11 protein-coding genes are annotated in these 12,644 nt (G+C 67.0%); 2 read left to right on the top strand and 9 right to left on the bottom strand.

The features are described from left to right. Positions 1–93: 93 nt before the first annotated feature. The 3 genes from IT779_RS38900 to IT779_RS26455 all read right to left on the bottom strand — a co-directional run bounded on the left by IT779_RS38900 (position 94) and on the right by IT779_RS26455 (position 1,537). Complete coding sequence (locus IT779_RS38900; RefSeq protein WP_196152136.1) at positions 94–714, bottom strand: YdeI/OmpD-associated family protein; 621 nt, start codon at positions 712–714, stop codon at positions 94–96. A gap of 163 nt (positions 715–877) precedes the next feature. After that, the gene (locus IT779_RS26460; RefSeq protein WP_196152135.1) at positions 878–1,198 is read right to left on the bottom strand and encodes a hypothetical protein; all 321 of its coding nucleotides are present in this window, start codon (positions 1,196–1,198) and stop codon (positions 878–880) included. A 180-nt stretch (positions 1,199–1,378) separates the two neighbouring features. After that, positions 1,379–1,537, bottom strand: a complete 159-nt coding sequence (locus tag IT779_RS26455; RefSeq protein WP_196152134.1) for a hypothetical protein — start codon at positions 1,535–1,537, stop codon at positions 1,379–1,381. Between the two features lie 136 nt (positions 1,538–1,673). Between IT779_RS26455 and IT779_RS26450 the strand changes: the two genes are divergently transcribed. Then, complete coding sequence (locus tag IT779_RS26450; RefSeq protein ID WP_196152133.1) at positions 1,674–1,910, top strand: hypothetical protein; 237 nt, start codon at positions 1,674–1,676, stop codon at positions 1,908–1,910. A gap of 600 nt (positions 1,911–2,510) precedes the next feature. On the opposite strand, the gene IT779_RS26445 is transcribed toward IT779_RS26450, so the two are convergent. Then, on the bottom strand, positions 2,511–3,974 hold the full coding sequence (locus tag IT779_RS26445) for an MFS transporter (protein ID WP_332838972.1): 1,464 nt from the start codon (positions 3,972–3,974) through the stop codon (positions 2,511–2,513). Positions 3,975–4,028: 54 nt separating this feature from the next. On the opposite strand from IT779_RS26445, the gene IT779_RS26440 reads away from it, so the two are divergent. Then, positions 4,029–4,775 carry a TetR/AcrR family transcriptional regulator gene (locus IT779_RS26440; RefSeq protein ID WP_196152132.1) on the top strand — a complete coding sequence of 249 codons (747 nt, stop codon included), beginning with the start codon at positions 4,029–4,031 and terminating at the stop codon, positions 4,773–4,775. Positions 4,776–4,928: 153 nt separating this feature from the next. Here IT779_RS26440 and IT779_RS26435 read toward each other — a convergent pair whose 3' ends face one another. From IT779_RS26435 to IT779_RS26415, 5 genes are all read right to left on the bottom strand, one after another. Then, positions 4,929–8,843, bottom strand: coding sequence for a P-loop domain-containing protein (locus tag IT779_RS26435; protein ID WP_196152131.1), 3,915 nt, complete (start codon positions 8,841–8,843; stop codon positions 4,929–4,931). Between the two features lie 107 nt (positions 8,844–8,950). After that, positions 8,951–9,922, bottom strand: a complete 972-nt coding sequence (locus IT779_RS26430) for a glycine betaine ABC transporter substrate-binding protein (RefSeq protein WP_196152130.1) — start codon at positions 9,920–9,922, stop codon at positions 8,951–8,953. Next, complete coding sequence (locus IT779_RS26425; RefSeq protein WP_196152129.1) at positions 9,919–10,704, bottom strand: ABC transporter permease; 786 nt, start codon at positions 10,702–10,704, stop codon at positions 9,919–9,921. Before IT779_RS26425 ends, IT779_RS26430 begins: the two co-directional genes overlap by 4 nt. Further along, entirely contained in the window at positions 10,701–11,921 is a 1,221-nt protein-coding gene (locus IT779_RS26420; RefSeq protein WP_196152128.1) for an ABC transporter ATP-binding protein, read from the bottom strand. Before IT779_RS26420 ends, IT779_RS26425 begins: the two co-directional genes overlap by 4 nt. After that, positions 11,908–12,564 (bottom strand): ABC transporter permease, encoded by a 657-nt coding sequence (locus tag IT779_RS26415; protein ID WP_196152233.1) that lies wholly within the window; start codon positions 12,562–12,564, stop codon positions 11,908–11,910. The genes IT779_RS26420 and IT779_RS26415 overlap by 14 nt, the downstream gene beginning before the upstream one ends. Positions 12,565–12,644: the final 80 nt, after the last annotated feature.

Here is a 12,644-nt window from a genome sequence, read left to right as displayed (position 1 = left end):
GCACGGGACGAACTGCGACAGCCGCGGTTGTGGAGCCACGCCTGGAGCTATGGTGACCGCGCCGGGCGATGACACCTACACCATCTGCAATGGTCACCCGCGGGCGCGTCGACCGTCCCGAGCCTCGGCGACGACCTGCGCGATCCGATCCGCGCGTGTTGCTTCTCGGGCGGCGCTGACGATCCACCACAGCATCATCTTGCGCGCGCTGGGCGGGAATCGGTCCCAGGTGGCGCGAGCAGGCGGGTCCAGGTCCAGTGCCGCCGCGAGTTCGGGCGGCTCCCGCAGGTCTTCGACCTGGTCGGAGATGGTCCACCAACCGTTGGCCTGCGCCGCCGCTATGGCGCGGCGGCCCGCGTCGGTCATGAGGCCACGGCTCTCCATATCCGCCGCGCGGCTGCGGTTGAGCCGGGTCCACGCGCTCTTGGCGCGACGTGGTGTGAACAATTGCAAGCCGCGCTCGTCGTCGAACACGGTGGTGGTGGAGTCGATCCATCCGAAGCAGATGGCCTCTTCGACCGCCTCGGGGTACGGGCAGCGTGGGCGTTCGACACCGGTACGCCACGAGCACAACCACACACCGCGAACGGACGCGTGGTTGTGCTCGAGCCAGGTCCGCCACTGCGCCCGGGTCTCGGCGTGGAAGATCGGGTAGTCGAACTTCCAGGTCGAGACGTGCGCGGACGCCGACCGCGGCGATTCCGACGAGGTCACGCGCCCCTCCTCGAGGCGAGTGGCGAAGTGCCGGGCAGTGTCTGCGCCATGAGATCGTTCCGCATGTCGTCAGTCTGCCCGACTTACAGGACAGATCCTGTCCGCATTGTTCGGGAACTGATCGAACCGGACCCGCCGCTGACCATGACGCCGCCGAGCGACGCTATCCCCGCCGCAGATCACGGTAGTAGGTATGCGCCTTTTGCGATAGCGAAGAAACGGTTTCCGCGACCGGAATATCCACTGCGTATCCTTTCACGAATCCGTCGATCGAGTAGTATTCGAACAACCAATTTTCCAAGTCGTCTCGCGACTGGTCCGGCAACCTCTTCACAAACTCGATCGCACGGTCGAGGTGGTTGGGGTCAATGGTTTGAACTTGACGCTGAGAACGTAACCAACGAATACGTCCGAAATCGTCGGCCCGTTCCGCGAGAACGATATGCACAGCCATTTCCAAGATGAACGGTTGGTTACTATTCATACCGCTTGCGATCTCCTAGACGCTGGCTTTCGCAGGATCCGCGATCCTGTCCCCCGTGCCGGGCTTCACAGAACACCGTACAGCAGGTGTGGATCGAAAACCTGCGACAAGAAGGTCGCCGGATTCGCTGACCGACAGCCCAATTGATCGCCACACACCGGCGTCCCGAAGGCGCTTCGTTCAAACTGCCTCGATCTCGACGTCCGCATCGACGGGGACGGGTGTGGGTGGACGGGTGCGCAGGAGCGCGAGACCGAGCAGGGCGGCGGCGCTGAAGCCCGCGCTGATCCAGACGCCCGCAGACATGGCGGCGGTGACCGAGCCGTTCCGCGCCACCATGGGATCTCGACGATAGTTGAGGTCAAGGGTGCGTGATCACCTACGCGCCGGAACTTTTCGGCGTCACCACGAGAAGTGTTGGTGCCGGATTCGGGGCGGATTGCAGCGGAGGTGTGAACCCCGTAGCCTCCGTCGTATGCAGACTGAGGGGGTTCACACTGCGCGCGGCAAGATTTGGCGCTGGAATAGGAAGCGCGCCACCGGGATCGTAGAATCCACGACCGGCTATCAAATCTGGTTCGGCCTGGATTCCCTGCGCGGGAGAAAACTCGACGACATCAATCTAGGGGATGTTGTGGACGTCGAGTACGAATTCGCCCAGCAAGACTCGCACGATCGACGTGCGGTGCTGATAACCTGGGTCGAATCTTAAACAGAATACACACGGGGGAACAAGTGAATAAGCTTCTTTGGCGTTGATTGTCAGCGACAACCGCACTATCGATTATTGCCGCGCCAGCGACCGTGGAACCTAATCCTGCGAACCTCGAGTTCACACGGAGCAAGCCGTACAAAGAGTATCAGAACAACGTCGCTCGGTTCACAGGCCAGATGGACTATAGTACAGACACTCTCGCCTGGTCTCTGAAGCTCACGCCCTCGACGCAGAATGTTGCCTACGGGTCGATGAGCTGCCGCACGACAATAAACGGCATCTCGGGATACTCGGACAGTCATCTCGACATTCCGCGTGACTATCTGCTCCACTCGAGCGTTCGGATCGACAGAGGACGCTGGTACGGCCTACGGAGCCGGTGCGATTTCAAGGTCTTGACCGATACCGGAATGCAGCCTGGCAATGTCGAGACTTTCGTGGACTTCATAGCGCGGTAGGTATATTCGACACCAAGCGTGCCAGTTGTTCCAGTCTTGACAGCGAGTCGCTGCCGTCCGAGTGTCAGCCGGAACCGTGCGGTAGCGCCCGACCGTCTGGCAGGGTTCACATCTTGTCAGCCCGACCATCGACGCCGATTCAGACTGCCTCGATCTCGACTTCTTCATCGGCGGGGGCGGGTTCGGGTCGGCGGGTGCGCAGTAGGGCGAGACCGAGGAGGGCGGCGGCGACGCTGAAGCCCGCGCTGATCCAGGCGCCCGCGGACATGGCGGCGGTGAACGCCTCCTTGGCGGGTTCCATGTAGCCGAGAGCGAACGCCGCGCCGATGGATTCGCGTGCCGCGGAGGGGATGTCGGTGGGCATGTTGTCGGTGAAGACGCCCGCGAGCACGCTGCCGAGGACGGCGATGCTGATCGCCATGCCCACCTGTTGGAGGGTGTCGTTCATGGCGGAGCCTACGCCCGCGTGTTCGAGGGGGATGGCGTTCATGATGGAGGCGTAGGCGGCGGGCCCGGCCAGGCCGCCGCCCGCGCCCATGATGAGCATGCTCGCCAGGATCCACGGGTAGCTTTCGCCGATGGCGAGGACGGCGAATGCGGCGGCCATTACCAGTAGGCCGGACACGATCAGGGCTTTGTTGCTGATCTTCTTGCCGAGGGTGGCGCCGAGTCCGTTGCAGATGGCGGCCGCGATCGCGTATGGGAGCAGGGCGAGGCCTGCGCGCATGGGGCTGTAGCCGAGGACGAATTGGAGGTATTGGGTGAGGATCAGCATGACCGCGCCCATGCCGAAGACCATGAGCAGGAGGGTGAGGGCGGTGCCGGTGAAGTCGCGGTGGGCGAAGACGCCGAGCGGGAGCATGGGGTGGTCGGAGCGGGCCTCCCAGACCACGAAGCCGAGGGCGGCGGCGATGGCGAGCGCGATCATGGCGATGTTCCATTCGCGTTCGATGATGACGAAGACGGTGGCGCCGAGGGCGAGGATCGACAGGGTGACGCCGATGATGTCGACGGGGCGCTGTTCGCCGGTGGTTTCGGGCATGAGGACGAGCGCGGCGGCGATGGCCAGTGCGGCGACCGGGATGTTGAGCAGGAACACCGAACCCCACCAGTAGTGTTCGAGCAGGAATCCGCCGAGGGTGGGGCCCGCGACTATGCCGACCATGGAGACCGTGGCCCAGGCGGCCATGGCGGTGCGGCGTTCGTCCTCGGCGAAGGTGGTCATGAGGATCGACAGTGTCGAGGGCATGATGAGTGATCCGCCGACGCCCATGGCGGCGCGCGCGGCGACCACCTGCCACGGTTCGGTGGCGAGCACGGCGGCGAGGGAGGCCGCGCCGAAGACGGCGAGGCCGATGATCAGGACGCGGCGTCTGCCGAAGCGGTCGGAGAGGCTGCCCGCGGTCAACAGGAGACCGGCGAAGACGAGGACGTAGGCGTCCAGGATCCACTGGATGTCGGCGGGGGTCGCGCCGAGTTCGGTGATGAGGGACGGGATGGCCAGATTCAGGATCGTTCCGTCGATCATCAGAACCAGCAGGGACAGGCACAGCACCACCAGGATCCACCAGCGGCGCGGGTCTCGTACAGCGTTCGAGGTCACTCGCACACTGTACGATAATCTCGAACGGCGTGCGAGCGAATTAGGATCGGTGACGTGAGCAAGCAGTTCTCCTCGGTATGGACCCGCGAACCCCGTCAGGCGAGGGCCTCAGGACTCGACCGCGAGCAGATCGTGGCCGCGGCCATGGAGATACTCGACGCCGAGGGCCTGGCCGCGCTGAGCATGCGCAAACTCGGCGCCGCGCTCGACGCGGGCGCCACCAGCCTGTACTGGCACGTCGCCACAAAGGACGAACTCTTGGAACTGGTACTCGACGAGTTCTGGGGCACCCTCGACATCCTCGAACCCGAACAGGCGTCCTGGCGCGAGGTGGTCACCTCGTTCGCGCACGGCCTGCGCCACGCGATGATCGCCCACCCCTGGTCGGCCTCGCTGGTCGGGCACCTGCCGAGTATGGGTCCGAATTCGTTGCGCCTCACCGATCGGCTGCGCCGCACCTTCGTGCGCGCGGGCTTCACCGGGATCGACGTCTACCTGGCCAGCGGCACCGTCATGTGCTTCGTCCTCGGCCAGGTCATCCCCGAAATCGCCTGGCGCACAACCCTCGGCGGCGATGACGACGCCCGCGACGCGCTCATCGAGCAGACCCTCGAACTCGCGGGCGACTACCCGGAGATGGTCGCCGAATACCGCGCCGCGCCGCCCATCCACGACGCGACGGCACGTGAGATCGCCTTCGACTTCGGATTGGTCTGCGCGCTCGACGGACTCGCCGCACGCCTGCGCCAACCGGGCGAGAATTATGGCGCGAGTACCGAATCCACGTCACACCACGGCTGATCCGGCGCTGTTCGTCGACCGACCCGGCTGGACCTACAGCGGGAGTGACGAATTCACGCCACATCGCGGGGCGAACCCACGCTCGTCGCCGACTGTCCGACGAGAACTACAGCGCAAGTCGCGAATCCACATCGCGCTACCGCTCGGCCTGCGCTATTCGTCGAGCAACTCGGTGACCAATTCGTGCAGCAGTGGCGCGTCGATGAGCGGCAGAACCTTCAGTGGGACATCCCATCGGTCGAGCGACCATGCGCGCGCCAGGAAGCGCCTGCTTCGGCTTCCCTCGGCGCCGTCGGACGGTGCCGTCGAACGTCGGCTCACGATGCCCTGCTCGATGGATTCGTCGGCACCGGACTCGAGCACAGCCGCGACCGCGGCGAGGTCGGTGAAGACGTGCGCTTGCAGCAGCTGGCTCCGCATGTCGCGGGCGAGAGCGGCGGCGCGGTCGACGAGTCCGATCGCCCTCTCGGGTTCGATACCGGCCACGACCACGGCCAGGCGAAGCAGATCCTCGGGTTGGTGATACGACGTGGCGCGGTCGAGGATGAGGGCTTCGGCGCGCACGCTGAGCCGAGCAGCCCGGTCCCGGTCGAGCGGGGCCACCGCCGCCGCGAGGTTCGTGAACGCCGAGGCCCGCGCGTTCGAATGGACGAACCCTTCGACGATGCTGTCGGCGAGGATTTCGGCGCGATCGGGATCGCGGGCAGACAGCGCGACGGCCAGGTTCGCGAGCGCTGGCGTGCGGTCTTCGGGGATGAAGATGCTCGCGACGAGAGCCTCGGCGCGGGCCGGATCGAAATTCGCCAGCACGGGGACCACTCGAGCGACGGCATTCGGGTATTCGATCCGGTGGACACCACTTCGGAGGTCGGCCTCCGCGCGGTCGATGAGCCCGGCGGCCCGGTCGGAATCGGAGGGCCACAACGACATCGCCCGGTGGGCCAGCGCCTCGGACCGGTACAGCCCGGGAAGGTCCTGGATCAGCGACTCGGCTCGGTTCGGATTCACTCGCGCCATCGCGCTCGCCACATCGGCGAAAGCGAACGCTCGCTTGTCCGGCTCGCGAATGCGCTCGGAAACCTTCGCCGCGCGGTCGATGATCCGCTCGGCGCGGTCGGGGTCGACATCGATGGCATGGCGGGCCAGAAAGTTCAGCGCGGCGCATCGGTCCGCTGGATCGGGAATATCGTCGGCGACGACCTCGGCGCGGTCGAGGACTCGGTGAGCGCGCTCGACATCCATCCCGGCCAGTATCGCGGCCGTGCGGGCAAGTGCGTTGATCCGTGGCCGCGAGTCGAGGATGGCGTCGGTGCACGGATCGGCGCGATCGATGAGCCGCCGAGCGAGCGGGGCGTTCGTCCCGACCACCGTCCTCGCCAGGGCGATAAGGGATTCGGCCGCGAGGGCGGCCGGGCGGGATTCTCGGGTGAGCTTCTCGGCGTGATCCGCGAGCCGAACCGCACGGTTCGTATCCGTGCCCACCATCGCGACCGCGAGCCGCGCGAGGGTATCGGCGCGCTGTGCCGGACTGAGGACCTCTGCGGTCAAGGCTTCGGCGCGGTCGATGTCGAACCCCGCCACGGCGACGGCCAACCGCGCGAAGGCTGTCGAACGCTGCCACCAGACAGACAAGGCGCGCGCCAGAATTTCGGCGCGGTCGCTGTAGCGAACGGCACGGTCGCGATCCGACTCCACCGTCGCATCGACGAGCTGGGTCAACATCTCGACCAGATCCGACGGGTCTCGCAGGCTCCCGAGATGGGATTCCGTCTCCTCGACCAGGCGACCCGCGCGCTCAGGATCCGTTCGCGCGATCACCGCAGCGAGCCGAGGGAGGACACCGTACCGCGCTTTCCAATCGTAGAGATTGCCCACGAGGGCCTCCGCGCGGTCCGCGAGATCCATGGCTCGCTCGGGGTCCGCACTCACCACCGCCGCGCAGAGCTCGACGTAAGCCCTCGCACGCCACTGCCGGGGATCGGTGCGCTCGGCGATGACTTCCCCACGATCCGGATTCGCGCGTGCCACCACCGCCACCAGCTGATCGAACACGTCCGCGCGGCGGCCCGGCAGCGAGACCTTCGGGACGAGAGTCACGGCACGCTCTACGAATTCGAGTGCGCGCTCAGTGTTCGTCGTCATCAGCACCGCCGCCAGGCAGACGAGAACCTCGATCTCCACCTCCGGCCGCATATATCGGTCCATGAGGGTTTCGGTCCGATCGGCGAGTCGGACCGCGCTCGCGGGATCGGTATCGCGCACTTCTTCGGCCAGATGCGCGAATGCCTTCGCCTGACGTTCGGGATCGCGAATGCCGTAGGCGAGGGCTTCAGCGCGGTCGAGTCGGCCGAGCCGGGCGAACAGCGTCAGCAACTCGGTGGGAATGTACTCGTTGCGGTTGTGCAGGTCGTCGCGATGGCGAGCGAGGCGCGCGGTGGCGAACAGGTCGGGATCGGGTTGTTCACGGATGTGGTGCTGCACGGTGCGGATCTCGTCGAGCGCGATCGCGTCGCCGCCGGTGTGCGCGCGCATCCGGTCGTGCCGGGCAGCATCGACGGCCGCGGCCGTCATGCGCGGAAGGTCGTCGTGCTTGTCCAAGACCGTGAAATAGCGGCGGAGCAGGAAGTCGGGGGTGCGGTCGGGCCAGGCGAGGTTGCGGTAGCGATCGGCCCAGGCGTGGAACTCTTCGAGGCATGTGCCGATGTAGGCGACGCCGAGCTCGGATTCGGCGGTGCGCTGCAAGGTCTCGTGGGCGAGCGCGTACACCGGGTCACCCTCGTCGGGACCGGAATAGGCGGACAGGGTGCGCAGGCTGCGGCCCGCGACCACGTGCAGCAGTTCATGGATCCGGAACGGCGCCGTACCGGTGAGATCGGCGAGTTCGGAGGCGGTCAGGCCGTTGGCGGCGGTGATCAACGCGAGCAGGTCACGGTGCTCGACCGGGCCGCGCAGCAGAGCCCTGAGTTCCGCGAGGGCCTTGGCCCGGATATCGGCGGCGAACGGCGATGCGGCGAGTGGGTGCGGCGCGGTATCGGCCAAGGGGTGGCCGTGCGGGATGGGCAGGGGCGGACCGTGGCGGCTGGACACGATGACCCGCAGGTTCGGATCCGGTCGCGACGGCAGCAGAGTCACGATCGGTGGTGTGCCGGTGTCCTCGTCCAGTCCGTCCACGACCAGCACCAACCGGCGACCCGCGGCGGCTTCGCGGCGCGCCGCGAGGGTGAGCAGTTCGGCGCGCAGACCGTCGCGGTCGATGGTCGCCGCGGCGATCGATGCGTGGTGATCAGGAAGCAGAACGGCGAGTTGCCCGAGAACCGCGGCGGTGAAAGCGGTGTGGGTGTTCTGATCGGCGAGCCGATCGGTGACGAAGAATCCGATCACCGTCACCTTCGACGGCGGGGACAGGGTGAACCACGACAGTAGCGCGGTCTTTCCCGCCCACGGCTCCGCTTCGATCCACAGGTAAGGCTGTTCCCCACGACAGAAATCGGTGAGTTCGCCGAGTTCGTGTTCCCGGTCGAGGAGTCCGTTCACCGGGGCGAGGAACTCACGTACCTGAGAGATGTAGTGCGATCTGCCGTCGTGGAATCCGCCGGATGGCACCACGCCGACGTGGAGATGGTGCGTGATCCGCAAATCGCCTCCGACGGTGACGCGTTCGAAGTCGTAGATCGACGCGGCGGACCCCGACGTACCGCTCACCGGAGGGTGTGCGGCATCACCCGCGGTGATGCCGTCGACTTCGATATTCCCGCCGAAACGACCTCCATCCACCTCGACCGCGGTCCCCGAAGAATGGATCCCGTGAACCAGAAGCCCGCCACGGGCCTCGACCTTTCGCAGCAGGATTCCCCGTGCCCGCCCGCCGCCGGCGGCTGCGGATCGCAGCGATCGCGTCCACCACGCCACCGCGAACACCCCGATGATCAGCACCGCGACGCTCGCCCATATCCACAGCGAAAAATCTCCGTTGGTCACGTAATTCACCGCCGCCGCGGGCCCCGTCGAGATCACGGCGGTTACCGCCGTCGGCACGGCTGCGCGAGCCAGTACCCGTCCTGAAGCCACACCGACCTCCCACCCGAAACAGTGGGATCCATCCTCACCGCCGCACGGCTGGAAAACCAGCGGAAGCCACCCGCAGGCAACCGATCTCTACATCGCGACGGGCGGAGTCAGGGCTTCGTCACGAATCCGCGGGCGATCATCCAGTCGCGCGCCACTTCCGCGGGCTCGCGGCCCTCGACGTCGACCTGGCGGTTGAGTTCGGTCGCGACCTCGTTGGTGAGCAGTCGTGAGATCGGTGTCATGATCTCGGCGACGGACGGGTACGCCTCGGCGAAGTCGCGGCGCATCACCAGTGCCGCATTGTATTTCGGGAAGAAGGAGCGGTCGTCGGTCAGCAGTACGAGGTCGAGGGCGGGGATTCGGCCGTCGGTGGCGGCGACCGAGCCGAAGCGGCACTGTTTGCCGTCGGCGGTGGCCTGGTAAACGACCGCGTCCTGGACGATCTGGCGGCGGGCCGCGCCCACGTCGATGCCGTAGGTGCGCGCCATGCCGGGATATCCGTCCTGGCGGACGTTGAATTCGGTGCCGACGCAGGTGGTCGCCGCGCCCGGGTCGGTCGCGATCAGGCGGGCGTAGTCCGAGAGGGTGCGGATGCCGTTCTGGTCGGCGACGCGGCGACTGGTGGCGAGGGCGTAGGTGTTGTTCATCGGGGCCATCGCCGTCCACACCATGTCGTAGCGGTCCAGGTCCTCGGCGCGCACGGCCTCGAACTGACCCGCCTCGTCGGCCACCGGAATCTCCTTGCCCAAGTAGTTGATCCAGCCGGTGCCGGTGTAGTCGTAGGCGATATCGATCTGGCCGTGCACCTGGGCGTCGCGCAAGCTGTTGGAGCCCTGGATATTCGTGAGGTCGCGCACCTCGGCGCCCGCGGCCAGCAGTGCGAATTCGATGATGTAGCCGAGGATGTTCTGTTCGGTGAAATCCTTGGAACCCACCGTGATCGGGACGCCATCGAGGTCGGGCACCGGGGCGATGCTGCCCGGGCCGACGCGCAGCGGCACCGCGCCGCCCGATTGCAGTCCGCACGCCGCGATCAACGCGAGTCCGAGGGTGGCCGCCAGTGCGCGCAGTGTTCTCATCGCAGTCCCCTCGGTCCGAGGAATGCCTCGGCGAGGGCGCCGAACCAGTCCACGAGCAGCGCCAGCGCGACCGCGAGCACCGCGCCGACCACGAGGGTGACGTTGTCGCGCAGCTTGTATCCGGTGTCGATGAGGATGCCCAGACCGCCCGCGCTCACCAGGAACGACAAGGTCGCGGTGCCGACGGCGAGCACAAGGGCGGTGCGCAGGCCCGCGAGGATGTAGGGGACGGCCAGTGGGAATTCGATGCGCCGCAATACCGTCGCGGGCGACATGCCCTGGCCGCGACCCGCGTCGACCAGAACCGGGTCGACCTGCTGATAGCCCAGGATCGTGTTGCGCAGCACCGGAAGCAGTGCGTAGAAGGCGATGGGTGCGACGCCGATCCAGAATCCGGTGGTGCGGGTCAGCAGATAGAACAGCACGATCAGGCCGATGGCGGGTGCGGCGGCGCCCACGTTGGCGATGCCGACGAACAGCGGTGCGAGGCGGCGGAATCCGGGGCGGGTGAGCGCGGTGCCGAGCGGGACTCCGATCGCTACGACGATCAGCACCACCGCCGCGGTGATGAGGATGTGTTCCCTGGTGACCGTCGCGATGGTGTTCGCGTTCAGGCTCGCCTTCTGGGTCGCGGTGAGGTCCCGATCGAACGCCCACACCAGGACGCCGACCGTCAGCAGGGCCACCACGGCGGGTTGCACAAGCAGTCGCGTGAATTCGCTTTTCGTACGCGCGGTATCGCGCGTGGCCGGGGCGCCACGGGTAGCGGTCACGCCGGTCATGCCTTGGCCTCCGATGGCCTCTCGGCCTGGTCGGGCGCCGGACTCTCGACTTCGTCACGCGTCGATCCCCGGACTGAATCTCGCAGTGTCGACAGATGCGCGACGAGGGTCTCGACGGTGATCAGCCCGACATAGGCTCCGTCAGGCGCGACTACCACGGCGGTCGCCGACGCCTCGGCCAGCAGCGCGGCGAGCGCGGCCTGCAAAGTCGCCTCCGTCGACACGGTCGCCTCGACAGCCGTGCCCGCCGCGTCGAGCGTCGATGCCGTGTGCGCCTCGGCGGCGGTGACGCGTCGCAGCGGCCTACCGCGTTCGTCGAGCACGATCACCGTCGACCGATCACCCGAGGCCGTGCGCAAGGTTTCCACGGAATCGGTGGTGCCGACGGTTGCCCCGCGTTCGAGGGGGACCTCCCCGACGCGAGTCAGGGTGAGCTGTTTGAGCGAGGCGTCCGTACCGACGAAACCCGCGACGGTCTCGTCGGCGGGTCGGGCCAGGATCGCGGCGGGGGTGTCGTATTGGAGAATGCGGGAGCGGTCGCCGAGAACCGCGATGCGGTCGCCCAATTTCACGGCCTCGGCGAAATCGTGGGTGACGAAGACGATCGTCTTGCCGAGTTCCGCTTGCAGGCTCAGCAATTCGTCCTGGAGCGCGCCTCGGGTTATCGGGTCGAGCGCGCCGAAGGGTTCGTCCATGAGCAGGACCGGCGGGTCGGCGGCCAGTGCGCGCGCCACCCCGACGCGCTGCTGCTGCCCGCCGGAGAGTTTGCGCGGATACCGGCCGCGATACTCGGCGGGATCCAGGCCGACCAGTTCGAGCATGGCGTCGACGCGCGCCGCGATCCTGCGGCGGTCCCAGCCGAGCAGTCCCGGCACGGTCGCGATGTTCTTGGCGACCGTGAGGTGCGGGAACAACCCGGCCTGTTGGATGGAATAGCCGACGCCGCGGCGCAGCCGGTCGGGGTCCATGGCGGTGACGTCCGCGCCGCCGATGGTGATGGTGCCCGAGGTCGGTTCGACGAGACGGTTGATCATGCGCATGGTTGTGGTCTTGCCGCAGCCGGAAGGGCCGACCAGCACCACGATTTCGCCGGCGGGTATGCGCAGCGACACTCGGTCGACGGCCGGATCGCGCTGTCCCGGGTAATGTTTGGTGACGGCGTCGAGCACGATCTCCGCCCCGGATACCGCCGGGGCGCCGGGTTCAGTGTCGGTCACGGATTCCCCTCGAGGTGGTGAGGCGCCCGACGAGTACCAGTACACCGTCCAACGCCAGGGCGAGCAGGATGACGAGGACGGTGCCGGTCAGCGCCTGCGGCACGGCGTTCGGACTGCCGACGCGCGACAGTCCGGAGAAGATCACATTGCCAAGTCCAGGCCCCTTGGCGTAGGCGGCGAGCGCGAGGATGCCCATGCTCATCTGGGCGCTGACCCGCATGCCCGCCAGGATGGACGGCCACGCCAGCGGGAGTTCGATCGCGGTCAGCACCCGCAGCCGGTTCATGCCGACACCGCGCGCGGCGTCGGTCACCGACGGGTCGACCGAGTCGAGTCCGACGATGGTGTTGCGCAGGATCGGCAGCAGTGCGTAGACGACGAGTGCGATGATGGTCGGCCCGACCCCGAGCCCGAAGATCGGGATCAGCAGGCCGAGCAGCGCGAACGAGGGCACCGTCAGGGCCGCGCTCGCCGCCGCGGTGGCCGCCGAGGAGCCGAGCGGACTGCGGTACACCGCGATCCCGATCAGCACGGCGACGACGGTGGCCAGGAGCAGGGACTGCACCACCGCCGACACGTGCAGATACGAGTCGACGGCCAGTTGATGCCTGCGCGTGACGACGAAATTCCACAGTGTGTCCAGGACCGCACCTCCCCGTCGCCCGGCGGGCGGAAGACTTTCTCGCCGAGAATGCCCGCACCGCCGCGAACGAAACCTACCCG

Origin of the sequence: Nocardia bovistercoris (genome assembly GCF_015674855.1) — a bacterium.
Lineage (GTDB): Bacteria > Actinomycetota > Actinomycetes > Mycobacteriales > Mycobacteriaceae > Nocardia > Nocardia bovistercoris.
The sequence above is the reverse complement of the archived record's forward strand: the minus strand, read 5'-3'. Positions and strand labels throughout refer to the sequence as shown.